26 protein-coding genes are annotated in these 25053 nt (G+C 29.3%); 25 read left to right on the top strand and 1 reads right to left on the bottom strand.

Going from position 1 to position 25053, the window contains the following annotated elements; genetic code table 11:
* From CHF27_RS14180 to CHF27_RS05485, 24 genes are all read left to right on the top strand, one after another.
* A partial coding sequence (locus CHF27_RS14180; RefSeq protein WP_158534727.1) for a hypothetical protein occupies nt 1-786 on the top strand: 786 nt, incomplete at its 5' end.
* 110 nt (nt 787-896) lie between these two features.
* Nucleotides 897-1109, top strand: a complete 213-nt coding sequence (locus CHF27_RS05595; RefSeq protein WP_095405681.1) for a heavy-metal-associated domain-containing protein — start codon at nt 897-899, stop codon at nt 1107-1109.
* Between the two features lie 342 nt (nt 1110-1451).
* Nucleotides 1452-2060 (top strand): hypothetical protein, encoded by a 609-nt coding sequence (locus CHF27_RS05590; protein WP_095405682.1) that lies wholly within the window; start codon nt 1452-1454, stop codon nt 2058-2060.
* Nucleotides 2061-2156: 96 nt separating this feature from the next.
* Nucleotides 2157-2912 (top strand): endonuclease/exonuclease/phosphatase family protein, encoded by a 756-nt coding sequence (locus CHF27_RS05585; protein WP_330409753.1) that lies wholly within the window; start codon nt 2157-2159, stop codon nt 2910-2912.
* Between the two features lie 42 nt (nt 2913-2954).
* The gene (locus CHF27_RS05580) at nt 2955-3326 is read left to right on the top strand and encodes a VOC family protein (protein ID WP_095405684.1); all 372 of its coding nucleotides are present in this window, start codon (nt 2955-2957) and stop codon (nt 3324-3326) included.
* Between the two features lie 101 nt (nt 3327-3427).
* Complete coding sequence (locus tag CHF27_RS05575; RefSeq protein WP_095405685.1) at nt 3428-4645, top strand: C40 family peptidase; 1218 nt, start codon at nt 3428-3430, stop codon at nt 4643-4645.
* Nucleotides 4646-4793: 148 nt separating this feature from the next.
* The gene (locus CHF27_RS05570; protein WP_095405686.1) at nt 4794-5771 is read left to right on the top strand and encodes a hypothetical protein; all 978 of its coding nucleotides are present in this window, start codon (nt 4794-4796) and stop codon (nt 5769-5771) included.
* 171 nt (nt 5772-5942) lie between these two features.
* Complete coding sequence (gene rsxC / locus CHF27_RS05565; protein WP_095405687.1) at nt 5943-7280, top strand: electron transport complex subunit RsxC; 1338 nt, start codon at nt 5943-5945, stop codon at nt 7278-7280.
* Between the two features lie 21 nt (nt 7281-7301).
* Entirely contained in the window at nt 7302-8282 is a 981-nt protein-coding gene (locus CHF27_RS05560) for an RnfABCDGE type electron transport complex subunit D (protein WP_095405688.1), read from the top strand.
* Nucleotides 8282-8848: an RnfABCDGE type electron transport complex subunit G gene (locus tag CHF27_RS05555; protein WP_095405689.1), complete on the top strand. Its 567-nt coding sequence runs from the start codon at nt 8282-8284 to the stop codon at nt 8846-8848. Before CHF27_RS05560 ends, CHF27_RS05555 begins: the two co-directional genes overlap by 1 nt.
* Before the next feature lie 15 nt (nt 8849-8863).
* Complete coding sequence (locus CHF27_RS05550; RefSeq protein ID WP_095405690.1) at nt 8864-9457, top strand: RnfABCDGE type electron transport complex subunit E; 594 nt, start codon at nt 8864-8866, stop codon at nt 9455-9457.
* A gap of 18 nt (nt 9458-9475) precedes the next feature.
* Nucleotides 9476-10051: an electron transport complex subunit RsxA gene (gene rsxA, locus CHF27_RS05545; protein WP_095405691.1), complete on the top strand. Its 576-nt coding sequence runs from the start codon at nt 9476-9478 to the stop codon at nt 10049-10051.
* A gap of 17 nt (nt 10052-10068) precedes the next feature.
* Nucleotides 10069-11040, top strand: a complete 972-nt coding sequence (locus CHF27_RS05540) for an RnfABCDGE type electron transport complex subunit B (RefSeq protein WP_095405692.1) — start codon at nt 10069-10071, stop codon at nt 11038-11040.
* A 296-nt stretch (nt 11041-11336) separates the two neighbouring features.
* Nucleotides 11337-11921: a Maf family protein gene (locus CHF27_RS05535; RefSeq protein ID WP_095405693.1), complete on the top strand. Its 585-nt coding sequence runs from the start codon at nt 11337-11339 to the stop codon at nt 11919-11921.
* A gap of 44 nt (nt 11922-11965) precedes the next feature.
* Complete coding sequence (radC, locus tag CHF27_RS05530) at nt 11966-12625, top strand: RadC family protein (RefSeq protein ID WP_095405761.1); 660 nt, start codon at nt 11966-11968, stop codon at nt 12623-12625.
* Nucleotides 12626-12653: 28 nt separating this feature from the next.
* Nucleotides 12654-13730, top strand: coding sequence for a rod shape-determining protein (locus tag CHF27_RS05525; RefSeq protein WP_095405694.1), 1077 nt, complete (start codon nt 12654-12656; stop codon nt 13728-13730).
* 8 nt (nt 13731-13738) lie between these two features.
* Nucleotides 13739-14635, top strand: a complete 897-nt coding sequence (gene mreC, locus CHF27_RS05520) for a rod shape-determining protein MreC (RefSeq protein WP_243444953.1) — start codon at nt 13739-13741, stop codon at nt 14633-14635.
* A gap of 15 nt (nt 14636-14650) precedes the next feature.
* A complete protein-coding gene (gene mreD / locus CHF27_RS05515; RefSeq protein WP_095405696.1) occupies nt 14651-15139 on the top strand; it encodes a rod shape-determining protein MreD in 489 nt (162 codons plus the stop codon).
* A gap of 11 nt (nt 15140-15150) precedes the next feature.
* A complete protein-coding gene (locus tag CHF27_RS05510; protein ID WP_095405697.1) occupies nt 15151-18162 on the top strand; it encodes a penicillin-binding transpeptidase domain-containing protein in 3012 nt (1003 codons plus the stop codon).
* A gap of 58 nt (nt 18163-18220) precedes the next feature.
* Nucleotides 18221-18913 (top strand): septum site-determining protein MinC, encoded by a 693-nt coding sequence (locus CHF27_RS05505; RefSeq protein WP_095405698.1) that lies wholly within the window; start codon nt 18221-18223, stop codon nt 18911-18913.
* A 27-nt stretch (nt 18914-18940) separates the two neighbouring features.
* Nucleotides 18941-19738 (top strand): septum site-determining protein MinD, encoded by a 798-nt coding sequence (gene minD / locus CHF27_RS05500; RefSeq protein WP_095405699.1) that lies wholly within the window; start codon nt 18941-18943, stop codon nt 19736-19738.
* Between the two features lie 16 nt (nt 19739-19754).
* Nucleotides 19755-20039, top strand: a complete 285-nt coding sequence (minE, locus tag CHF27_RS05495) for a cell division topological specificity factor MinE (protein ID WP_095405700.1) — start codon at nt 19755-19757, stop codon at nt 20037-20039.
* A 78-nt stretch (nt 20040-20117) separates the two neighbouring features.
* Complete coding sequence (gene rodA / locus CHF27_RS05490; protein WP_095405701.1) at nt 20118-21236, top strand: rod shape-determining protein RodA; 1119 nt, start codon at nt 20118-20120, stop codon at nt 21234-21236.
* An 18-nt stretch (nt 21237-21254) separates the two neighbouring features.
* Entirely contained in the window at nt 21255-21668 is a 414-nt protein-coding gene (locus CHF27_RS05485) for a methylglyoxal synthase (protein ID WP_095405702.1), read from the top strand.
* A gap of 58 nt (nt 21669-21726) precedes the next feature.
* On the opposite strand, the gene CHF27_RS05480 is transcribed toward CHF27_RS05485, so the two are convergent.
* Nucleotides 21727-22920, bottom strand: a complete 1194-nt coding sequence (locus CHF27_RS05480; RefSeq protein ID WP_095405703.1) for an FprA family A-type flavoprotein — start codon at nt 22918-22920, stop codon at nt 21727-21729.
* A gap of 288 nt (nt 22921-23208) precedes the next feature.
* Between CHF27_RS05480 and CHF27_RS05475 the strand changes: the two genes are divergently transcribed.
* Nucleotides 23209-25053 carry a TIGR03960 family B12-binding radical SAM protein gene (locus CHF27_RS05475; protein ID WP_095405704.1) on the top strand — a complete coding sequence of 615 codons (1845 nt, stop codon included), beginning with the start codon at nt 23209-23211 and terminating at the stop codon, nt 25051-25053.

Genomic DNA, 25053 nt, shown 5'->3' with positions numbered 1-25053 from the left:
TTATTAGATAATGCAGATTTAACAGATGTTAATAACTATGATAGAATGATGGCATTTACAAATGCTGCACAACAAAGAGTAGAAGCAATGGAATCTAATGAATATGTAGATGATGTATATAGATTAGTAAAAGAAGTACATCAAGGATCAGAAGTTGCATTAAGAATGATATATGATATAGATTCTTTAAAAACAACATTTGATAATAAAGCAGCAGATAAAGAAAAAGATGCAAGAATAGATGCATTAAATGAAGCTGTAATATATGCAAGAGAAAATAATGTGACTAATAATGCTACTATAAATAGTGCAACTAAACTTTTACACAATTATTCCAAACAATTAAAAGTAGCAGATGTAACTTCTAAAGAAAATAAACAAGAGTATAATCAAGAATTAGTATACGCAATAGAAGAAATGAGAATAGCTATAGATTTATTAGATAATGCAGATTTAACAGATGTTAATAACTATGATAGAATGATGGCATTTACAAATGCTGCACAACAAAGAGTAGAAGCAATGGAATCTAATGAATATGTAGATGATGTATATAGATTAGTAAAAGAAGTACATCAAGGATCAGAAGTTGCATTAAGAATGATATATGATATAGATTCTTTAAAAACAACATTTGATAATAAAGCAGCAGATAAAGAAAAAGATGCAAGAATAGATGCATTAAATGAAGCTGTAATATATGCAAGAGAAAATAATGTGACTAATAATGCTACTATGAATAGTGCAACTAAACTTTTACATCAATATGCAAATTTAATGAAATAAAGATTCTTTTAAAAAACACTAGGTAAATCTAGTGTTTTTTTATCTATATTGATGTATACTAAAAAAATATGATATAATACCCTTATAGGGTATAAAAGGAGGTGTTACATATGAAAAAAAAATTATTAATAGATGGAATGAGCTGTAATCATTGTGTAAATCATCTTAAAACAGCTCTAACAGAGGATATCGAAGGAATAAATGTTATAGAGGTAAGCTTAGAAGAGAAATATGCATTAGTAGATATGGATGAAAATTTAGATATGAATAAATTAAATTCTGTTATAGAAGAATTAGGATTTGAAATAAAAGGAATTGAATAAAAGATAAAAAATAATAAAGATTAGCTAAATTTTTAGCTAATCTTTATTATTTTTTTGATTAGATTATTTAAATAAAAAAAAGACTCCTATTGGGGGAATAAATAGAAGTCTAAAATGGGGGAGATTGAGTATGTTTGATTTTACATTAATAGTATATCCACACTCATCAATTATATACATTAAAATATTAAAGTTTAATTAATTTAGTATAAAGCATATATATTGTTAAGCTATAAAATTTATATTTAACGTATATAAATTATATTATGAAAATTGTTCAAGATGGTAACTCACATTTTGAAAAAAAAATGAATATAATATAGTAATTAAAGGGGGGGTATCATGGAATCGAGAGGTAAAAAAGATAATTTAAAAAGAATGATACTTGATATGGCCCACAAAGAAATTGAGAATTCTGTATCTCAAAAGGGAGCAAAAAAATACTTTGAGGGAAATGTTGATAAAATAATTAAAGAAAATATAAAGATGCTTAACCAAGGAATAGGTATGAATAGAGTTTATTCTAAAATTTTGAAGAGTGGTTCCAATCAAGATAATATCCATTTAGTAGCTAAAAACATAAAAAAAGAAGAATTATTTAAATCGAAAAACGAATTAGTTAAATTTGCAAGATACTTAGGCATTAATGTTAATATGAAAAATTCTTATAATCAAGTATTAAGAAAAGTATCTAATCATATATATTCAAATAGAAGTGTATATGCTAAAAAATATATGTATTATAGACATGGTAATGAGGAATATATATTAGAGCCAGAAAAAATAAAAAATGATTTGATTGAAAGTTATAAATCTAAAACTAGAGAAGATATGGGATCTATAGCAAAGTTATTAGATATAAAAGTTGAAGAAGAAGATGGAGCTGAAGATATAAGAAAAAAAGTTATAAATTATATAATAAAAGAAAAATTATCTAAAAGAAGCAAATAGTATAAAGAAAAAAGGTTGTCTCAAAATTATTAGATTTTGAGATAGCCTATTTACGTATTAGCATATAATATAATTTATATTAGGAGATGATGAAGTATACGTTTAAAAAAAATATGTATAATTATACTAGTAGTTTTTATAATTATCATAACTTCTATTATAGAAAAAAGTTTTTTTTCTACTAAAAAAGAAATTAAGATAGTTAGTTACAATATACATAGTGGTCTAAATAAAGATATGTTTCCTACGCTATTTGATATAATAGATTTTCTTAGAGTATGTAATGCAGATATAATATGTCTTCAAGAAGTAAATGAATCTGCAAAAGTTGGTTTTCAGGTAAGTAGTTTAAAAGAGGAGTTGAATATGTTTTCTCATTTTGGAGCTAATGTTGTTGATTTAGGATTAAATTATGGATTAGTTACGTATTCTAAATATCCTATAAAAAGTGAAAATCATATATACTTAAGTAGTGATAGAGAACAAAGAGGTATATTACATACTGTTTTAAATGTGGATGGTAGAAATCTAAATGTAATAAATGTTCATTTAGGATTAGGAGAAAAAGAAAGAGAAATACAGATAAAAGAATTAATAGGATTTATAAACTCACTAGGAGGAGAGCCGTATATAGTAGTAGGAGACTTTAATGAGGACAACTTAGATATAGATGAAAATAAGCTAAAAGATGTTGCAAAAAAACTTAATAAGTCTAATATATTAACTTTCTCAACAGGATTAGATAGAATAGATTATATATTTGTATCACCAAATATAAATGTTATAGATTACGAAGTTTTAATAAAAAATATGTCAGATCACTATCCGGTGGTTGCTAAAATTATAATATAATTATATTATAAAAATAACTATAAATTAATTAGGAGGACTAAAATGAAATTTACTTTTTGCCATAATAATTTTAATGTAACAAATTTAGAAAAAAGTTTAGAATTTTATGATAAAGTTTTAGGATTAAAAGAAATAAAAAGAATAGCAGCAGAGGATGGAAGTTATATAATAGTATATTTAGGAGATGGTATAAACAATCATAAGTTAGAGTTAACATGGCTTAGAGATTGGGATAGAGAATATAATTTAGGTGATAATGAGTTCCACCTTGCTCTAAGAGTTGATAACTTTGAAGGTGCTCATAAGATGCATGAAGAATTAGGATGCATTTGTTTTGAAAATAAAGATATGGGAATTTATTTTATATCTGATCCAGATAATTATTGGATAGAAATACTTCCTATAAATTATTAGAAATATTTACAATTATAGGTGAAATAGGATATTATTAAATCATACTTAAGAAAAATTTTAATAATGACATTTTATAAACAATACACGTTGGGGGTGAAAGTATGATTAAAAAAGCCATTGCTACTTTAGGAGTAGGAGCTGTAGCTATGACAATTAGTTCGATAGAAGCTAGTGCAATGGAAAAAGTAACAATAAATACAAGTGCATTAAACATAAGAAGTGGACCAAGTACATCTTATCAGATTATTTCAAAAGCTTATAAAGGTCAGGTAGTTCAGATTTTAGAAAGTTCTAATGGGTGGCATAAAATTAAATTACCAAATGGAACTACTGGCTGGGGATGTGGTCAATATATATCTATAGGAGAAACTTCAAATTCAGAAATGATTCAGAATAATAAAGGAAAAGTTACTGCTAGCCCTAAATTAAACATAAGAAGTGGAACAGGAACTAGTTATTCTATTTTAGGAAAAGCTAATTTTGGAGAAATTGTAGATATAATTCAAAAATCCAATGGATGGTATAAAATTAAATTGTCTAATGGAACAATTGGTTGGGGAAGTAGTGAATATATAGACGAAAGCACTGGACAATCAAGTAATAATACAACAAAACCGGACACATCTGATAATACATCAATAAGTAATCAAAGAGGAAAAATTATTGCTAGTCCTAGATTAAATATAAGAAGTGGGGCAGGAACTAATTATTCGGTAATATCAAAGGTTGATTACAAAGAAGTAGTAGATTTAGTAGCAAAGTCTAATGGATGGTATAAGATTAAATTAGCTAATGGAATTACTGGTTGGGGAAGCAGTCAGTATATAGTTCCAACTACAGAGCAAGTAAACAATAATACAAACAATACAAATAACAATACAAATAACACTATAAATAATAATACAAATAATGATATAAATCAGGATAAAACAGAATCATCAGATAGAACTGGACTTATAAATTTAGCTAATTCACTTTTAGGAACTCCGTATTCTTGGGGAGCTGAGGGATTAGATAGTTTTGATTGTTCAGGATTTACTAAATATGTTTATAGTAAGGCAGAAGGCAAAAGTATACCTAGAGTATCTAGAGATCAAGCAAATTATGGTGTAGAAGTTTCTAAAGGTAACTTTGAAGCAGGAGATTTGGTTTATTTTGATACTGGTGGAAATGGAGTTCCAAGTCATGTGGGAATTTATTTAGGAGATAATAAATTTATTCATTGTAGTGGAACACCAACTAATCCAGAGCAAGTTAAAATAACTAGTCTAAGTTCATCATATTGGTCAGGTGTACTATTAGGTGCGAGAAGATTTTAAAGTTCACATATTACTAATAAAAAGCTATACAATGAATATAATACTATTATTCATGTGTGGCTTTTTTTAATTATTTTCAATTTTACTCATAAAATATCAACTCTATAAATATATATATATCAATAATATTATTAGGGGGGACAAACTAATGAATAAAAGAAGAAGAGTATACCGAGGATTTAATAAAAAACATCAAGTTAAAAAAATGAGAATTTTAACAACTATTTTATGTTTGAGTTTGATAGGCGGATATGGATATATAAAGCTAAAAGACAGTAATATCTTTAATGATTTTCATATGCCAAGTAATCTATTTGAAAAAATATCATTTTTAGATAAACTAAAATTAAGTAAATCTAAAATTATAACAAATAAGGATTTAGAAAAAGAATTAAGTAATATAAAAGATGATAAAGAAAAGTCTAAAGATGTATTTAACGAAAATGAGAAACAAAAAAAATCAGATGAAGTTAAAGAAAGTAAAGATAAGGATAATGTTAAACTTGCAACAATAGAAGGGTGGAGCGTTTATGATGTACAAGTTGCGTCTGTAGATAATGATAAAGACTTGGAAAAAATAGAAGGGAAATTAACTGACAATAAGATACCTTTTTCTGTAGTACAAATAGATAAATTAAAAAAAGTACAGACATATTCATTTTTTGATAAAGATACTACTAGAAGTTATTTAGAGAAAGTAAGAAAGGTATTTCCAGATTCATTTGTAGCAGAAATGAAAGTTCCAACACTATCGTTAGAATATACAAATAAATATAAAGAAATAGAAAATATATCTAAGGAATTAAACAAATTAATAACAAGTTTTAAAGAAGAATCAACATTTTGGATAAAGAATACAAAAAAAGTAGATTTAGAAACATATAATAAAATTTTAACTGATAGAAAAAATATAGTAGAATCATTAGGTAAATTTACAGAAAATATTAATTATTCTGAAATGAATTATTTTAAAGAAAATTTAATAAAATATACTAAGGATGTAAATGAAAAAATTGATACAGCTTCAAAGTCAGCGAATGAGCAGCAAAGTCATATAAGTCAGAGTTTGTTAATTTCATGTATGCAAGGTTACTTTTCATTTATAGAATCCATACAAAAAGCTTAAAGGGGTTGTATTAAAACAACCTTTTTTTTATAAAGTAAAATCATAGAAAAACTATAAAAACGTTGAAAAATAGGGATATTTTTTTAACAATTGTTAAGATTTTACATTATATATAGTATACTTATAATATATCAATTTAATATGCTTATATTAAATAAAGGGGGTAAAGAGATGCAACTCTTAACGTTTAAAGGGGGAATACATCCTCCATATAGAAAAGAGTACTCTAACAAAAAAACAATTGAAAGAGCACAAAGTCCGAAAATAGTTTATATACCTCTTCAACAGCATATAGGAGCACCAGCCAAACCAATAGTAGAAGTTGGAGATATTGTTAAACTAGGACAAAAAATAGGGGAGCAACAGGGATTTGTTTCATGTAATGTTCATTCATCAGTTTCAGGAAAAGTTATTGAGATAAAGGAGCATGAAGTTCCTGGAGGATCAGCTCAATGTATTGTAATAGAAAATGATTTTAAAGAAGAACTGCATGAGAGTATAAAACCAAATGGAGATTTAGAAGATTTGACTAAAGAAGAAATAACATCAATCATCAAAGAAGCAGGAATAGTCGGTATGGGGGGAGCGACATTTCCAAATCACGTAAAAATATCACCACCACCCGACAAAAAAATTGACGTAGTAATTTTAAATGGTGCAGAGTGTGAACCATATCTTACAGCAGACCACAGACTAATGATAGAATACCCAGAAGATGTAGTGCTTGGATTAAGAGCTTTAATGAAAGTTCTAGACGTAGAAAAAGGATATATAGGAATAGAATTAAACAAGCCAGATGCAATAGAGGCAGTTCAAAATGTAGCTAAAAATTACAGTGATATAGAAGTTGTTAGCCTTGAAATCAAATATCCACAGGGAGCAGAAAAACAACTTATATATGCTTGTACAGGTAAAGAAGTTCCATCTGGAGGCTTACCAATGGATGCAGGGGCAGTAGTTGATAATGTAGGAACAGCTGCTCAAATAGCAAAATCCATAAAAACAGGAATGCCTTTAATTGAAAGAATAACAACTGTCACAGGTAGTTGTATAAAAGAACCTAAAAATTTAATAACTAAGGTAGGTACTTTAGTTTCGGAAATTATAGAACAATGTGGCGGATTCAGAGAAGATAAAAAGTTAGGAAAAGTTATAATGGGAGGTCCTATGATGGGAATAGCTCAATATACAATAGATATTCCAACTAATAAGGGATCTTCAGGAATACTATGCCTTAGCATAGAGGAATCTAAAACACCGAAGCCTCAAAATTGTTTAAGATGTGGAAAATGTACTAATGTCTGTCCTGCATTTTTGCAGCCTTTGTATATCAGTGCATATTCATTAAAAAATGACTTTCAAAGCGCTGAACAACATAGGGCTTTAGATTGTATAGAATGTGGATCGTGTTCATTTATATGTCCAGCAAGACGACCACTACTACAATCAATAAGAAATGCTAAAAAAGAGATAATTAATATAAAGAGAAAGCAAACAGCTAACAAATAAATAGGTTAGGGGGGAAAGAATATGGAAGGTAAGTTAATTGTATCATCTTCTCCACATGTGAGAAGTAATGAAGATACGTCATATATAATGAAACAGGTTATAATAGCACTTCTTCCAGCTACGCTAGCAGGATTATATTTTTTTAGACTAAGTGCATTAAATGTAATGTTTTTTTGTATACTTGGGTCAGTAGGATCAGAGTTTTTATTTCAAAAAATAGCTAAACAAGAAAGTACGATAAATGATTTTTCTGCTGTTGTGACAGGGTTATTATTAGCATTTAATGTTCCAGCTTCACTACCTTGGTGGATGAGCTTGATGGGTGGAGCATTTGCAATAATAGTTGTAAAAATGGTTTTTGGAGGAATAGGAAATAATTTTTTAAATCCAGCATTGGGATCAAGAGCATTTTTATTAGCTTCATTTCCAGTAGCAATGACTACATGGACTAAAACTGGAGTTAATTGGGTTAGCTCAGGTAATTTAGATGCTTTAACTACAGCTACACCATTAAGCTTCTTAAAATCAGGATCAGATGGGTTGACAGCTATTTCTAATAGTGGAATAACTTTAACAGATATGATTATAGGTAATATTGGAGGCTGTATAGGTGAAACTTCAGCTATATTAATTTTATTAGGTGGAGTCTATCTTATGTATAAAGGAATTATAAAATATACAATACCAGTGTTCTACATAGGAACAGTGTTTATATTAACTTTTATTTTGGGTGGGTTTAATATAGATTTTGCAATATATGAGTTGTTTGCAGGTGGACTTATGTTAGGTGCTTTCTTCATGCTTACGGATTATACAACATCACCTATGACAAATAAGGGCCAAATAATATATGCTGTATTAGCAGGAGTTTTAACTTCTGTAATAAGATTATATGGAGGATACCCAGAAGGAGTATCATATTCAATTTTATTAGTAAATGTAGTGACACCACTTATAGATAAATACATTAGTAATAGAGTATTTGGGGAGGTGTCAAAATAATGAATAACATAATTAAGTTGGGGCTTAATTTATTTATAATATGTGCAGTAGCAGCTTTAGCTCTTGGAGCTACAAATCAAATAACAGCTCCAGTTATAGAACAAAGGAATATTCAAGCTAATAATGAATCAAGACAAAAAGTACTTCCTGAAGCGACTGAATTTAAAAAAATTAATGAAGGTGACTACGAAAATATTGATAATTTAATAGAAGAAGTATACGAGGGAGCCGATGGTTCTAGTGTAGTTGGATATACTATAAAGGTTTTACCTAAAGGTTATGGAGGCAAAATAGAGATTATAGTTGGAATATCTAATGATGGGAAAATTACAGGAATTAAAACAGGAAATATGTCAGAAACACCAGGACTTGGAGCAAAAGCATCAGAACCACAATTTAGTGATCAATTTAAAGACAAGGAAGCAAAAAAACTTAATTTAGTAAAAGGTAGTACTTCAGGAGAAGACGAAATACAAGCAATCTCAGGAGCAACTATTACATCTGCAGCAGTTACTAAAGGCGTAAATACTGCTATACAAGTATATAATAGTTCTCTTAATAAATAGATAGGGGGAGAAGTTATGAATTTAGCTAAGACATTTAAAAATGGTCTTATAGATGAGAACCCAACGTTTGTTCAAGTTATAGGAATGTGTCCAACTTTAGCTGTTACAACTTCAGCTGTAAATGGTCTTGGAATGGGATTATCAACTGCTGTAGTTTTAATTTGTTCAAACATGGCTATATCATTGTTAAGAAAATTTATACCAGATAAAATAAGAATACCTTCTTTTGTTGTAGTAATAGCAACATTTGTTACAATAGTAGGAATGCTTTTAAAGGCGTATGTTCCATCACTTGATAAAGCACTTGGATTATATATACCATTGATAGTCGTTAACTGTATAATATTAGCAAGAGCAGAGAGTTTTGCATCTAAAAATGGAGCAGTAGTATCGGCTATTGATGGATTAGGAATGGGTCTTGGATTCAGTTTAGCACTTACAGTATTAGGATCAGTAAGAGAAATATTAGGAGCAGGAAGTATATTTGGATGGAGTATATTCGGAGCTTCCTTCCAACCAGCACTATTATTTATATTACCTCCTGGTGCATTTTTAACATTAGGATTTTTAATGGCAGGGTTTAATAAATTAAGAAGTAAAAAAGCGTAATAGGGGAGGGATTAATAAATGAATTTAATTCTTTTATTTTTAAGTATAGTTCTTGTTAATAATGTTATAACATCTCAATTTTTAGGGATATGTCCATTTTTAGGAGTTTCTAAAAAAGTTGATACCGCAGTTGGGATGGGTGCAGCAGTTACATTTGTTTTGACTTTAGCATCATTTATAACTTATTTTATACAAAAATTACTAGATAAGACTGGAAATCAATTTTTACAAACAATAGCATTTATATTAGTAATAGCATCAATTGTACAATTTGTTGAAATGGTAATACAAAAGATGAGTCCTGCTTTATATCAAGCATTAGGAGTTTTCTTACCACTTATAACTACAAACTGTGCAGTACTTGGGATAGCATTAGTTAATGTAGAGAAGGGATATACTTTAATACCAACAATAGTAAATGGATTTGGAGCAGGAGCAGGATTTACATTAGCAATAGTTTTATTTGCAGGAATAAGAGAAAGATTAGAATTAGCTGATATACCAGAAGCTTTTAAAGGTTTCCCTATAACATTAATATCAGCAGGACTAATGTCGATAGCTTTCTTAGGATTTACAGGACTTATAAAGCTATAAATAAGGGGGGAAAGTAGATGGCGATATTAAAGGCGATATTATTCCTTGGAGTATTGGGTTTAATATTTGGAGCTATTTTAGAGTATGCTTCTAAGAAATTTGCCGTAGAAGTAGATGAAAGAGTAGAAAAAATATTAGAAGTACTTCCAGGAGCAAACTGTGGTGGATGTGGATTTCCTGGATGTTCAGGTTTAGCAACAGCAGTAGTAGAAGGAAAGGCACCTGTAAATGGATGTCCTGTTGGAGGGGCGACTGTAGCATCTAAGGTTGGAGCTATAATGGGTGTTAGTGAGCAAGAAGGAGTAAAACAAGTAGCTAAGGTTATTTGTAAAGGAACTTGTGAAAAGGCTAAGAATAAATATGAATATGAAGGAATATCAGATTGTAGAGCAGCAGCCGTTTTAAACTCAGGAGCTAAAGCATGTAAGTTTGGATGTTTAGGGCTTGGGACTTGTAAAGATGTATGTAAATTTGGAGCTATATCTATAGAAGATGGAGTTGCAGTCATAGATGAAGAGAAATGTGTACTTTGTGGGAAATGCATAGATATTTGTCCTAAAGGTATAATAGTTAAAAAACCTTATAAGCAACAAGTAGTTGTAGAATGTAATAGTAAAGAGTTTGGTAAAACAGTCAAAGAAAAATGCAGTGTGGGATGTATTGGCTGTGGGTTATGTGCTAAATCTTGTAAATTTGAAGCAATTGAATTTGAAAATAAAATAGCAAAAATAAATTATGATAAATGTGTTCAATGTATGGTTTGTGTAGAAAAATGTCCAACAAAAGTTATAAAAGGCGACTTGACTAAGAGAAAAAAAGTAATAATAGATGAAAAATTGTGTGTTGGATGTACTGTCTGTAAGAAACAATGTAAATTTGATGCAATTGAAGGAGAGTTAAAAGAAAAACATAAGGTTGATCCTGATAAATGTGTTGGATGTCATTTATGTATGGAAAAATGTCCGAAAAAGGCTATTAAAATTATATAATATGGATAAGATAAAGGTATGGATTTTCCATACCTTTAAATAGTTATATTTAAAATATAATCAAAAAATATGTAAATGAAAGGTTTAACCAATTTTTATATCTAATACGTAAATTAATATCCTCATATTTTCCTAGTGGAAAACGATTGCATAAAGAGTGGAAATAAACTAAGTAAAAAAAATATAAAAATATAACAATTGTGTAATCAAATCGTTCGACATTTGCGTTGAATTTTTTACAATATAGTGATAAACTAAATAAGTACTAATTCTAAGTACAATAATGAGGTGAACAAATGAATATAATATTAGCATCAGCATCTCCTAGAAGGAAAGAAATTCTAGAGAATACAAATATGAAATTTGATACAATTAAAAGTGAGATAGATGAAGTTATATTAGAACATGAGCCACCAAAATCGGTAGTAATGAGACTAGCTTTTGAAAAATGTATGGATATAGCGTCTGAATATAAAAATGATTTAGTTATAGGAGCTGATACTATAGTGGTATTAGATGATGTTATATTAGGTAAGCCTAAAGATTTAGATGAAGCTTATGAAATGATAAGTAAATTATCAGGAAAAACACATCAAGTTATAACTGGAATTAGTTTAATTAATTTAGTCTCAAATAAAAAGGTATTAGACTATGTAGTTAGTAATGTTAAATTTAAAAAATTATCACAAGAGGATATAAAAGATTACATACAGACCAATGAGTCGTTAGATAAAGCAGGAGCTTATGGAATACAGGGATATGGAGCCTTATTAGTAGAAGAAATTCAAGGAGATTACTTTAATATAGTAGGATTGCCCATTTCTAGATTAAGCGATTTATTAAAAGGACATTTTGGTATAAATCTTTTTTATGGAGGGTGATTTAGCTGAAAAAGTCTTTGGATGAGTCAAAGACATTAAAGCAAATGGCATTAGAAGAAAGACCTAGAGAAAAAATGCTTGTTCATGGTGTTAAAAGCCTATCAAATGCAGAATTATTGGCTATAATTATTAGAACAGGTACTAAACAAAAAAATGCTATTGAATTAGCTAACTATATAATAAATAAAGACTTACAAGGAATAAGATATCTACAAGAGATGACCTTAGAAGAATTATGCAAAATACAAGGAATAGGTCTGTCTAAATCAGCTCAAATAAAAGCAGCTTTAGAACTAGGTATAAGAGTTGCAAGTTATAAACCAATAAAATACAGAGTAAAGAATCCATGGGATATTTACAAGTATTATATGGAGAGTTTGAGATATCAAAAACGAGAAGTTTTTAAGGTGGTTCTTTTAAATACGAAAAATGAGATAATATCGGACATAGATGTATCTGTAGGAACTTTAAATTCGTCATTGGTTCATCCAAGAGAAGTTTTTAGAGAAGCTATAAAAAGAAGTAGTAATAAAATAATATTAATGCACAATCATCCATCAGGAAGTATCGAACCTTCTAAAGAGGATAAAGATGTCACACAACGACTTATAAAATGTGGAGAATTAATAGGAATCGAAGTGATAGACCATATAATCATAGGTGATGGATTATATTTTAGTTTTAAAGAAAATATGATAATTTGATTTTTATATAGTAGGAAGGAGCAATAAAATGGCTAAGGAAAAGAAAGAAAAAAAAGAGAAAAAAGGATTTGGATCAATATTTGGATTCAATAAAATGACAAAAGATATGGGGATAGACTTAGGTACGGCAAATACTTTAGTTTATATAAAAGGACAAGGTATAGTAGTCAGAGAACCATCTGTTGTTGCAATAAGAGATGATAGTAAGGAAGTTTTAGCTGTAGGAGAAGAAGCTAAAAGAATGATAGGTAGAACACCTGGAAATATAGTAGCTATAAGACCTATGAAAGATGGAGTTATAGCTGATTTTGATGTTACTCAATCAATGCTTAGCTATTTTATACAAAAAGCAGCAGCTAAAAAAGGAGTTGTAAGTCCTAGAATAGCAATATGTGTACCATTCGGAGTAACAGAAGTTGAAAAAAGAGCTATAGAAGAAGCAGCAAGACAAGCAGGAGCAAAGGATGCATATCTTATTGAAGAACCTATGGCAGCTGCAATAGGAGCTGGTCTTAGAGTTGAAGAGCCAGAAGGTAATATGGTAGTTGACATCGGTGGAGGTACTACAGAAATTGCAGTAATTTCTTTAGGAGGAATCGTAACTGCGAAATCTATAAGAATCGGTGGAGACGAATTTGATGAATCTATAGTAAGTTATGTTAAAAAAGAGTACAACCTTATGATAGGTGAAAGAACAGCTGAAGATGTAAAAATAAGCATAGGATCTACATTTAAGGATGATCAAGAGACTAATATGCAAATAAGAGGTAGAGATTTAATTTCAGGATTACCAAAAACTGTAGAAATATCTTCAACAGAAGTAAGAGATGCATTAAAAGAACCTATAAGCTCAATAGTAGATGCAATAAAATCAACTTTAGAGAAAACTCCACCAGAATTAGCATCAGATATAATGGAAAACGGAATAATGTTAACTGGAGGGGGCGCATTACTTAGAGGACTTGATAAATTAGTAAAACAAGAAACTGGTATGCCAGTACAAATAGCAGATAATCCATTAGATTGTGTAGCTTTAGGAACTGGAAAATCAGTAGAAGATCAAGAAATATTTGAAAAAGTATTAATGATGAATACTAGAAAGTAATAAAGTTGGTGATAGACTTGAAATTTGATAAAAATAAAAAAGAAAAAAAGAAAATTAATTTTAAAGTGGTAGCAACAGGAGTAGTTGCTATCACTTTAATTGGAATTGTAGGAATATCAATTGGAAGATTTTCAGGTAAAAATCCGTTAAATACAGGTGTTGTTTTAGATGCAACAGCTACATTAGAACGAGGATTTAACAATGGATTTACGTTTTTACAAGGTAATTTTAAAGACTTATTAAACTTTAAAAATAATGCTAATAAAATAGAAAATTTACAAAGTAAAAATGAAAAATTACAAGCAGAAATAGAAAATTTAAATAAAAAAATAGATGAAGTTGAATCTTTAGATTCTCTTAAAAAATCTTTGAATTTTATTGATGAAAAATATCAAGCTAATAGCATATCAGCTAGTGTTGTTGGAAAGAATGATGGTAATTGGTATGAAAGTTTTGTAGTAGGAGCTGGAAGTAATTCAGGTGTTAAAAAGGAAAGTATAGTAATGAACGGAAGTGGATTAGTTGGAGTAGTTTATGAGGTTTCTAAAAACTATAGCAAAGCAATTTCGCTATTAGATACTAAGTCATCTGTAAGCTTTAAATTATTGAAAGATTCTAATTTTAAAGGTGTTATTACTCAGAATACCAATATAGAAAATAAAGATACTTATAAAAATAAAGGCTATTTACAAGGATATATGTTTGATTCATCTTATAAAGTATTGCCTGGAGATGTGGTTTTAACATCTGGTTTAGGGCTATACCCAGAGGGAATACCAATAGGAGAAATTGATAAGGTCATTGAAGATAAAAATAAGTCTTTAAAATATGTTATTGTTAAGCCTTATGCAGATTTTAAAAATGTCGATGATGTTACAGTAGTTGAACCAAGGAATATAGGATAAAGGGGATTATAAAAAATGAAGAGAATTTTACTTTGTCTTTTAGGAATTTTATTGGTAAGCGTTGAAAATAGCATCACAAATTATATTAATGTATTTGGTGTAAGTTTTAATTTAATACTTATATATATAACTATAATTTCTTTATATCTAGATGAGTTAGAAATAGGTATAATAGGAGGTATATTAGGGTTTATAAAGGATGTAACTGTAGGTGGGGTATTTGGTGTTAATTCGTTGATACTATTTGCTATAGCGTATAGTATTAGCCATCTAAGAGATAAAATATATAAAGAAAGTTCTATAACTATATTTGCATTAGTTTTTATTACTAGTTTATTTGATTCTATGGTTAACATATTTGCAGTTACATTAGTTTATAAAAGCTACAGTATATTGGTATTAGCATTTAAAGGAATCATTATGATACCATTAATGAATAGTTTACTTAGTTTAGTATTGTATCGATTATCTAAAAAATCAGTATTAAAACTTAAAGAAGATTAGTTGGTGAGTGCATGGAAGAAAATAAAAAAAATGATAGATTTATCATAATGAAAAATATTATATTAGTAGTTTTTGTAATAATTTTATTGAGAATAGTTTATATGACAACTTTCAAATATGAACATTACAAAGAATTAGCAGAAAATAAGACGTATAAGGAACTTCCTGTAAAAGCTGCTCGTGGTGAAATAAGGGACAAATTTGGAAGATTATTAGCTGGAAATAAAAATTTATTTACAGTTCAAGTATCAGGAGATGGAATTAATAGGACAGATTCTGATGGGAAATCTATGGCAAATGATATATCTCTTAAAATAATTAAATTATTAGAAGAAAATAATGAAGAATATATAGATGAGTTTCCCATATATACAGAAAACGGAAAGTATTACTATACTTTTGATAAAAATATAAGAGAGTATAAAAAAAATAATGGTATACCTGATGAATTGAACGCAAAAGAAAGTTTTTATTATTTGGTTGATAAGCTAGTTGATGAAGGTCTATTATCTCAAGAAGAAAAAAAATTAGATTCTTCAAAACTACAATCTAAATTAAATGAAAATGGATATTATCCACCTATTCTTGTGAAAAAGTGGATATTTACAGAAGAAAAAAATAAGAATGACTGGCTAGGACGATACAAAATTGATGATCTTAATGTAAGTGCAAAAAAAGCTTTTGAACAAATAAGAACTGAGGATGCAATTTATAAAATTGATTCTAGATTGAGTGATGCAGATGCGAGAAAAATCTTGGTTGTAAGGGATTTAATAAAATCTCAAGGATACTCTCAATATAATCCAGTTACAATTGCAAAAGATATAAGTGAATCAACTATTGCTCAGATTGAAGAAAGTGCTATAGATTTACCTGGAGTATCGGTTTCTATAGAACCTGTAAGATATTATCCAAATGGATCACTTGCTTCACATGTAATAGGATATATGGGAAAAATGTCTTCTACTCAAGAAGACTCGTATTTATCAAAAACTGAAAAAAAATATTCTAAGGGAGATATGATTGGTACTGCTGGAATTGAATCTAGCTATGAAGGAAAGTTAAAAGGGACTGATGGATATAAAAAGGTTCAAGTTGATGCTTTAGGTAGAGTTACTAAAGAACTAGAAGTTTCTGAGCCTAAATCAGGTGAGACTGTATATCTTAGCATTGATAAAGATTTACAAGAAGTAGCAGAAAGTTCATTGAAAAGAACATTAGAAGTTGCTAGAAGCGGAGGAACTTTTGAAAGTGATTTTGGAAATAAGACCGTTTCAGGTACGGCACCTAATGCAAAATCAGGAGCTGTTATGGCTATTGATGTTAAAACAGGTGATGTATTAGCAACGGCTAGTTATCCTGATTTCGATCCTAGTAAATTTGTAACAGGAATATCTTATGAAGATTATCAAGCTTTACAGCCAGAAAATAAAAATGATTTATTAGCACCAAGTTCGTTATTGAACTTATCAACTCAAGGTGTGTTCCAACCAGGATCTACTTTTAAAATGATAACTGGTATGGCAGCATTAGAGAATGGATTAGATCCTAATTACACAATAAGTGATCCAGGAGTTGTTTATTTAGGTAATAGACCATTTGGTGATTATGTATGGCATAAATTTAAAAAGAATCATGGATCAACAAATTTATATAAAGCAATACAAGAATCTTGTAATATATATTTCTATACTATTGCTACAGGTAAAAATTGGACAGGTGGAAAAAATCCGAGTGAATCAATGAGTGCGGATAAAATACTTGAATATGCAAAATTATTTGGATTAAATGAACGTACTGGCTTGTCTAATGAAATAGAAGAAAGAGCAGGAAGTGTACCTAGTAAGGAACAAAAATTAATTACAACTCAAGCGACATTGAGAAATTATTTGAGTAAAGAGATGCAAAATGTTTTTACGGATATAACTAAAGCTAAAAATCCTGAAAAATACAACGAAAGAATAGAAGAAATAGTTAGTTGGGCTGCCGAAGATAAGACTCCAGGTAGAGTAGAAGCTATGGAAAGACTTACAAAATTAAAAGTAAAAGAAAATAAAGTAGAAAGTTTAGCAGATAATATAGTATTTAGTTATCTTAACTTTGCTAAGTGGAGTACTGCAGATACATTTAACCTTGCAATAGGACAAGGGGAAAATGCATACACACCTGCTCAGATGGTAAGATATGCTGCATCTATAGCAAATGGAGGTAACTTAGTGGATTTATCTGTTATAGATAGAAGTATATCTAATGATTATTCATCTGTAGATATAGATACTAATAGTTCAAAAAAAATACCTTTTAAAAATAATGATAATTTAAAACATTTAGTAGAAGGTATGAAAAGAGTTACTACAGTCAGTGGGTCTAAGACTTTATTTGCAAATTTAGGAGTGACTGTCGCAGCTAAAACAGGAACTGCTGAAAAAAGTGGTAAGATACCAACAGCTAATGAATATGAATATTTATTAAAAAATATATCTGCTTATGGTGTTTCAGTAAATGATGCAAAAAAATTAGCAGGTAGTTTAAAAAAGGAAAAAGAAGCAAAGTTAACTAAGGAAAAAGAAGAAGAAATTAAAGATCAACTAAAAAGTAAAGATTTAAAAGAAGAAGAAAGAAAAAAACTTGAAGAAGAGCTTAAAGAGGGAGTAAGTGTTAAACTAGAAGATAGTGACAAGGTTAATGCAACTTATTTAAGAAAAGCTATAAAAGAATTGAACCCGAAATTAAGTGATGATAAGATAGATCAATATAAGTCAAATTATGGTTCATTTGCATGGTCTGTTGCATTTGCTCCAGCGGATAATCCTGAAATAGCTGTTGTGGCTATGATACCTCAAGGAGAGGAAAGTAGTTTTGCTCTTTTACCAGTAAGAGAGATGATAGGAAAGTATTTTGGATTAACAAAGGATGATACGAAGAGTAAAAATAAAGAAGAATCAAATCAAAATGAAGGTTCTGACAGCTCGACTTCTAAGGAGAATAAAGGTATAAATTTCACTTCTCAAATTAAAAAATAAGAGGATTTGAAATTATAATGAAGAATATATAAAATTATATATCACTCTGGAGGTTGTTATGTCTTTAAAAGAATTTACAGCTGAAGAACTAGTAGAGTTTAAAGGCAGTAAGAGAGGGCTAATAGTAAATATTAAAAGAGTTGCATCTTTTGATGAAATAAAAGAAAGTTTAATAGATAGGCTAGAAACGTCTATAGGTTTTTTTAATGGAGCTAAAATATGTGCTATTAACTGTAACTGTTTAAGCGATATACAAATTATACAAATCAAAGATGATATTGTATCTAGATTTGATGTTGAGTTCATTGAAGAAGAAATAAAAAGAGAAGTTGATAATTTTAGAACTAAATATATAAATAACTTGAGATCTGGAGAAAATGTTGAATTTGATGGAGATATAATTGTAATGACTGATATGAAACCAGGCTCACAAGTGAACTCAACTTTAAATACTGTGGTTATGGGAGATATAAGTTCAGGAGCAAGAGTTGTAGCTGGAGGAAATGTTACAGTTATGGGAAGTGTAAAAGGATTTATACATGCAGGAGCTAATGGGAATGATAAGGCATATGTAGTTGCTAATCATCTGAGTCCAAAGGTTTTACAAATATCAGAAAATATTGCAGAAGCACCTGATGATGATGAAGATGAACAATCCTATGATGAAGATAAAGAAGTTATGCCAGAAATAGCCTTTGTGAGCAAAGGAAGAATCATAATAGAAAGTTATTTGCCTAAAATAATAAAATAACGAGGAATCCATAGGGGGTAGTATTTTATGAGCGAAGTTATAGTTATAACATCTGGTAAAGGTGGGGTTGGAAAAACTACTACCGCAGCAAACTTAGGAACTGCTCTAAGCCTAGAAAACAAAAAAACAGTTGTAGTGGATGCAGATATAGGACTTAGAAACTTAGATGTAGTTATGGGTCTTGAAAACAGAATAGTATATGATATAGTTGATGTAGTAGAAGGTACTTGCAGACTTAAACAAGCATTAATAAAAGATAAAAGATTTGAAAATTTATATTTATTACCAGCAGCACAAACTAGAGATAAAAATGCAGTTTCTGTAGATCAAATGTCAGATCTATGTGAAAAGCTAAAAGAATCATTTGATTATATTATAATAGATTGTCCAGCTGGTATTGAACAAGGATTTAAAAATGCTATAGCAGGAGCTAATAGAGCTATAGTAGTGACAAATCCAGAGGTATCTGCTGTAAGAGATGCAGATAGAATAATAGGATTGTTAGAAGCAAATGAAATAAAGGATATTCAGTTGGTAATTAACAGAATTAGACAAGATATGGTTAGACGTGGTGATATGATGGACAAGCAAGATATAATTGAAATCTTAGCTATAAAATTATTAGGCTTAGTTCCTGATGATGAAAGTATAATTGTATCAACTAACAAAGGAGAGCCAGCAATTTTAGACAGTAAATCTAGTGCTGGAAGGGCATATAAGAATATAGCTAAAAGGATTTTAGGACATGATATACCATTAGTAGAAGTTGAACCTGAAAGTAACTTCTTTAGTAAGATAAAAAAAATGTTTGGTATGGCCAAGTAGTGAAGGAGGATTATCCATGTTAGATATATTTAAAGTTTTTTCTAACGAAGCTAAAACTAGCAAGTCTGTAGCAAAGGAAAGATTAAAGTTAGTTTTAGTTCATGATAGAGTGGATTGTTCTCCCCAATTCTTAGACATGATTAAATCTGATATATTAAGAGTTATATCTAATTATGCAGAAATAGATGAGGATGGTTTAGAAATAAAAATGTCTAAATCAAGAGGAGATCAAGAAGATATGCCGGTATCTGCATTAGTTGCGAATATACCATTAAAGTATATAAAAGAAAGAAAGATTTAATATGATTTTCAAAGGGGGGCATCTTTATAGATGTATGCCCCTTTATTTAAGTTTAAAGGTTAGAAAGACGGTGATAGTTTGATAAATTACAAGTCGACAATTAAGTTAATAAAAGAGTTAGATTGGAAACTTATAATTACAGTTTTAGTAATATTCTCATTTGGGCTTATGATATTAAGTAGTGCAACACATGCAAATGAAACAGGAAGTTTTAGACAAATATATAAACAAGTAATAGCATTTATATTAGGTGTAGGAATGATAATAGCAATACTATTATTTGATTATAATTTTTTAGGGAAGTATTATAAAGCGTTTTATATAGTAAGTTTAGTACTTTTGGCTATAGTTTTAGTACCAGTGATAGGAGCTGAAAGGGGTGGGGCTAGATCTTGGCTGAGTTTAGGACCGTTAGATTTTCAAACATCAGAGTTAGTTAAATTAACTTTTATATTAAGTTATGCAAAGATAGTTGAATCAAAGAGAGGTAAACTAAATAATATAAAAGAAATACTTCCTTTACTAATTTACGCAGCTCCATTTTTAGGATTATTGTTTGCACAGCCAGATCTAGGAACGGCAATAGTATTTAGTTGTATAATAGTAGGGATGTTATTTACAGCAGGACTTGATTTGAAATTGATAAAAAGAGGTATAATAATACTGTTAGTATCAATGCCTCTTATGTATATGGTGATGGCATCTCATCAAAAGGAAAGAATAGAAGCATTTTTAAGTCCTGAAGATCCAACACTTAAGGGAAATTATCAAGTAATTCAATCAATGATAGCGATAGGTTCAGGTGGATTTACAGGAAAAGGACTGTATAATGGGAGTCAAAACCAAGAAGGATTCTTACCTGTTCAAGAAAGTGACTTTATATTTGCTGTAATAGGTGAAGAATTAGGTGTTTTAGGTATGGCATTGGTAATAGGTCTATATACATTTTTCTTAATTCGAATGCTTTCTATAGCGCGGGAAGCAAAAGATTTTTATGGAACTCTAATTGTTGTTGGAGTAATGAGTATGTTTGCATATCAAGTAATACAAAATATTGGGATGACGGTAGCTTTAATTCCTGTAACAGGAGTAACCCTTCCGTTTATAAGTTATGGAGGAAGTTCTTTATTAACATCTTTAGCTAACTTAGGGTTGGTATTAAATGTATGTATGAGAAAGAAGAAGATAAACTTTTAACGCATAACGGAGGTATATATGAATGTAGCATTAGTAGCACATGATGAAATGAAAGATACAATTGTAGGATTTTGTATAGGTTATGAATCTATATTGAGTAGATATAAACTTTATGCAACTGGAACAACAGCAAAGAGAATCATGGATGAAACTAAGCTAAAAATTAATAGACTAGCTTCAGGACCTTTAGGAGGAGATCAGCAGATTGGGTCTTTATTGGTAACTCAAGATATTGATTTAGTTATATTTTTAAGAGATCCACTTACATCTCAGGCACATGAACCAGATATACAAGCTCTAATTAGATTATGTGATGTATATCATGTACCTATAGCAACTAATTTAGCGTCAGCGGAAATTTTTATAAAAGCGCTAGATAGAGGAGAGCTTGCTTGGAGGGAAGTTAGAAAAACTAAGATTCAAAGAAATTAATATATAAACAAAAAGGTGAACTCATATTTTAGAGTTCACCTTTTTGTTTATATATTAATTATTTCACTAGTTTAGCAAATTCCACTCCTAAATTAAAACATTCATTTAGAGTTTCATCACAAGGGAAGAATTTTTTCTTTATAGTACAAAGTGGCATTTTAAAAGCCATAGATTTAAGTAATGCTTCAGCCATAGTTATTCCTTCTCCGCTCCAGCCATAAGATCCGAATACTCCAGCAATTTTACCTTGATTAGCCATTGGATCTATAACAGAGAATAAATCCCACATAGGCTTAACCATTGTTCTATTAATTGTTGGAGAACCTAGTAATATAACTTTAGACATAACAACTGCATCATGCATTTCTTTTAAATTTATATTTTCTAAATCGTATAATGTTACTTTTGCTCCTTGAGAAATTAATCCTTCTTCTATTTTTTTAGCCATTACTAACGTATTATTATAAGCAGATAAATAGAATACAGCAATTTGATTTTGATTAGAGGTATTGATAACTTCAGTTGACCAATCTAGATATCTTTTAACAGCTGCCATTGGATCTTTAGTAAGCATTGGACCGTGAGAAGTTAATATAGTATCAAAATCGATATTAAGTTCAACAACTTTATTTATAGCATTTAATACGTGCTTAGCAAAAGGTTTAACTATACAGTCGTAGTAGTGCTTAGTTGATTTTAAATAGTCTTCACTTTCAACAGCATCAGCATCTACACTTGCAAAGTGACATCCAAATGCATCACAAGTAAATAATGTTTTATCTTCTTCGATATAAGTGAACATAGTATCTGCCCAGTGTAAGAAAGGTGCTGTTATAAATTTAATATTTCGCTTTCCTATGTTTAAAGTTTCTCCATCTTTTATAACATGGCATTTAAATGGTTTGTTTATTTGTTCATCTAAGTATAATTTAGCTGCTTTAGTACAGAAAACTTCTATGTTAGGATTTAAGTCTAAGATATATTTTAAGCTACCAGCATGATCAGGTTCAGTATGATGAATTACAACATAGTCTATATCTTTAATATCAGTAACTTCTGATATATTGTTTAAAAATTCTTCTTTGAAATTTGGCTTTACAGTATCAAATAAAACAGTTTTTTCGTCTTTGATTAAATAGCAGTTATAAGTAGTTCCGAATTCAGTTTCCATTATTATATCAAAGACTTTTAAATCTTTGTCTACAACACCTGTAAAGTAGATATCCTTTTTTATTTTAAATACTCCACTCATTACGATTCCTCCTAAAATTAACGTGATATAAAGATTATACCCACATAGTTATGCTTCAAACAAAAAAATGATTTATGCATAGTTTAATTATAAATCATTAGAAAACTAATATTAATAGTTATTATGAATTTTTATAAAAAATAAAAAGAATTAATCATATAATTATGAAATAAATTGGAAAAACTACAAAGAGATATTTTAATAAACTTTTGATACATAATATTATATCGTGTATAATAATACTTATGCTTATAAAACAATAAAATTTATTGGAGGTTTCAATAATAAATGAATAAGGTAGAATTAAAGAGAGTACTAAAGAAGGTTGAGAAGCCTGCTAGATATCTTGGAAATGAAATAAATTCGATTCATAAAGATACTACAAATAAAAACTTAATAAGATATGCACAATGCTTCCCAGACCTTTATGAGGTTGGAATGAGTCATTTAGGAAGTCATATACTTTATCATGTAATAAATAAAGACGAAGAAGTATTTTGTGAAAGAGTATATTCTCCTGCGATTGATATGGAAAATATAATGATAGAAAAAAATATTCCAATATTCGCATTAGAGTCAAGAGAGCCGATAACTAACTTTGATTTTGTAACATTTACACTTCAATATGAGCTTTCATATACAAATATATTAAATATATTAGATTTAGCTAATATACCATTGTTTAAAAAGGAAAGAAAATTAGATGATCCATTTATATTAGTAGGAGGACCTTGTGCTTATAATTCTGAGCCATTAGCTGATTTTGTTGATATAGTAATTTTAGGTGAAGGTGAAGAAGTAAACCTAGAAGTAATATCAGAGTACAAAAAATGGAAGAAAAATAAGACTACAAGAGAAGACTTTTTATATCAAGTATCTAAGATACAAGGTGTTTATATACCTAGTTTTTATGATGTTTCATATAATGAAGATGGGACTGTAAAAGAAGTTGTGCCAAATAGAGAAGATGTACCATCTAAGCCACAGAAAAGAATAATAAAAAATCTAGAAAATGTAGATTACCCAGATAGATTAATAGTACCTTACATAGATACTGTACACGATAGAATAGTTTTAGAATTATTCAGAGGATGTACAAGAGGATGTAGATTCTGTCAAGCAGGGATGATATATAGACCGATAAGAGAAAAAAGTGTAGAAAGACTTAAAGAAATTCTTGCTGCTTTAGTTAAGAATACTGGATATGATGAAATATCATTATCTTCTTTAAGTACAAGTGATTATAGTCAATTATCAGAGCTTACAGATTATTTAGTAGAAGAATATACACCTAAGAATATAGGTATATCTTTACCATCTTTAAGATTAGATAATTTCTCTATGGAGATAGCTGAAAAAATACAACAAGTAAGAAAATCAGGTTTAACATTTGCACCTGAAGCAGGTACTCAAAGACTAAGAGATGTAATAAATAAAGGTGTAACAGAAGAAGACTTATCAAATGCTACTAGAAAAGCATTTGAAATGGGATGGAATAATGTTAAACTTTACTTTATGATAGGTCTTCCAACTGAAACTTACGATGATTTAGATGGAATATCTAAACTTGCTTATGATGTTATAGATACATACAGAAATGTTCATAATGGAAAACTAACAAGAAACTTTGGAGTTACAGTAAGTACTTCTACATTTGTACCTAAACCATTTACACCATTCCAATGGCATGGACAAGATAAAACAGAAGATGTTATAGAAAAGCAAAGACATTTAGTTAAAAAGTTAAAAAATAGAGACATAAAATATAACTACCATGATTCAAAAACTAGTTTAATGGAAGCTGTTATAGCTAGAGGAGACAGAAAAATAGGGAAAGTTATATATGATGCATTTAAGTCTGGAGCGAAGTTTGATGGGTGGTCAGAACACTTTAATTTAGATACATGGAAAGACGCTATAGAGAAAAATGATTTAAGTATAGAGTTTTATGCTAATAGAGAAAGAGAATATGAAGAAGTATTCCCTTGGGATCATATAGATGTTGGTGTTACTAAGAAGTTCTTAGAAAGAGAAAATGAAAAAGCAAAACAATATACAATATCTCCTGACTGTAGACATAAATGTAATGGGTGTGGAATAAATACACATGACATAGGAAAGGGGTTATGTTAA

The organism is Romboutsia maritimum (assembly GCF_002251085.2).
Classification (GTDB): Bacteria; Bacillota; Clostridia; order Peptostreptococcales; family Peptostreptococcaceae; genus Romboutsia_B; species Romboutsia_B maritimum.
The sequence above is the reverse complement of the archived record's forward strand: the minus strand, read 5'-3'. Positions and strand labels throughout refer to the sequence as shown.

What these genes read in the sequence shown, in the direction of transcription:
- CHF27_RS05595 (WP_095405681.1), top strand. Translation starts at nt 897, where the DNA reads ATGAAAAAAAAATTATTAATAGATGGAATGAGCTGTAATCATTGTGTA.
- CHF27_RS05590 (WP_095405682.1), top strand. Translation starts at nt 1,452, where the DNA reads ATGGAATCGAGAGGTAAAAAAGATAATTTAAAAAGAATGATACTTGAT.
- CHF27_RS05580 (WP_095405684.1), top strand. Translation starts at nt 2,955, where the DNA reads ATGAAATTTACTTTTTGCCATAATAATTTTAATGTAACAAATTTAGAA.
- CHF27_RS05575 (WP_095405685.1), top strand. Translation starts at nt 3,428, where the DNA reads ATGATTAAAAAAGCCATTGCTACTTTAGGAGTAGGAGCTGTAGCTATG.
- CHF27_RS05570 (WP_095405686.1), top strand. Translation starts at nt 4,794, where the DNA reads ATGAATAAAAGAAGAAGAGTATACCGAGGATTTAATAAAAAACATCAA.
- rsxC (WP_095405687.1), top strand. Translation starts at nt 5,943, where the DNA reads ATGCAACTCTTAACGTTTAAAGGGGGAATACATCCTCCATATAGAAAA.
- CHF27_RS05560 (WP_095405688.1), top strand. Translation starts at nt 7,302, where the DNA reads ATGGAAGGTAAGTTAATTGTATCATCTTCTCCACATGTGAGAAGTAAT.
- CHF27_RS05555 (WP_095405689.1), top strand. Translation starts at nt 8,282, where the DNA reads ATGAATAACATAATTAAGTTGGGGCTTAATTTATTTATAATATGTGCA.
- CHF27_RS05550 (WP_095405690.1), top strand. Translation starts at nt 8,864, where the DNA reads ATGAATTTAGCTAAGACATTTAAAAATGGTCTTATAGATGAGAACCCA.
- rsxA (WP_095405691.1), top strand. Translation starts at nt 9,476, where the DNA reads ATGAATTTAATTCTTTTATTTTTAAGTATAGTTCTTGTTAATAATGTT.
- CHF27_RS05540 (WP_095405692.1), top strand. Translation starts at nt 10,069, where the DNA reads ATGGCGATATTAAAGGCGATATTATTCCTTGGAGTATTGGGTTTAATA.
- CHF27_RS05535 (WP_095405693.1), top strand. Translation starts at nt 11,337, where the DNA reads ATGAATATAATATTAGCATCAGCATCTCCTAGAAGGAAAGAAATTCTA.
- radC (WP_095405761.1), top strand. Translation starts at nt 11,966, where the DNA reads ATGGCATTAGAAGAAAGACCTAGAGAAAAAATGCTTGTTCATGGTGTT.
- CHF27_RS05525 (WP_095405694.1), top strand. Translation starts at nt 12,654, where the DNA reads ATGGCTAAGGAAAAGAAAGAAAAAAAAGAGAAAAAAGGATTTGGATCA.
- mreD (WP_095405696.1), top strand. Translation starts at nt 14,651, where the DNA reads ATGAAGAGAATTTTACTTTGTCTTTTAGGAATTTTATTGGTAAGCGTT.
- CHF27_RS05510 (WP_095405697.1), top strand. Translation starts at nt 15,151, where the DNA reads ATGGAAGAAAATAAAAAAAATGATAGATTTATCATAATGAAAAATATT.
- CHF27_RS05505 (WP_095405698.1), top strand. Translation starts at nt 18,221, where the DNA reads ATGTCTTTAAAAGAATTTACAGCTGAAGAACTAGTAGAGTTTAAAGGC.
- minD (WP_095405699.1), top strand. Translation starts at nt 18,941, where the DNA reads ATGAGCGAAGTTATAGTTATAACATCTGGTAAAGGTGGGGTTGGAAAA.
- minE (WP_095405700.1), top strand. Translation starts at nt 19,755, where the DNA reads ATGTTAGATATATTTAAAGTTTTTTCTAACGAAGCTAAAACTAGCAAG.
- CHF27_RS05485 (WP_095405702.1), top strand. Translation starts at nt 21,255, where the DNA reads ATGAATGTAGCATTAGTAGCACATGATGAAATGAAAGATACAATTGTA.
- CHF27_RS05480 (WP_095405703.1), bottom strand. Translation starts at nt 22,920, where the DNA reads ATGAGTGGAGTATTTAAAATAAAAAAGGATATCTACTTTACAGGTGTT.
- CHF27_RS05475 (WP_095405704.1), top strand. Translation starts at nt 23,209, where the DNA reads ATGAATAAGGTAGAATTAAAGAGAGTACTAAAGAAGGTTGAGAAGCCT.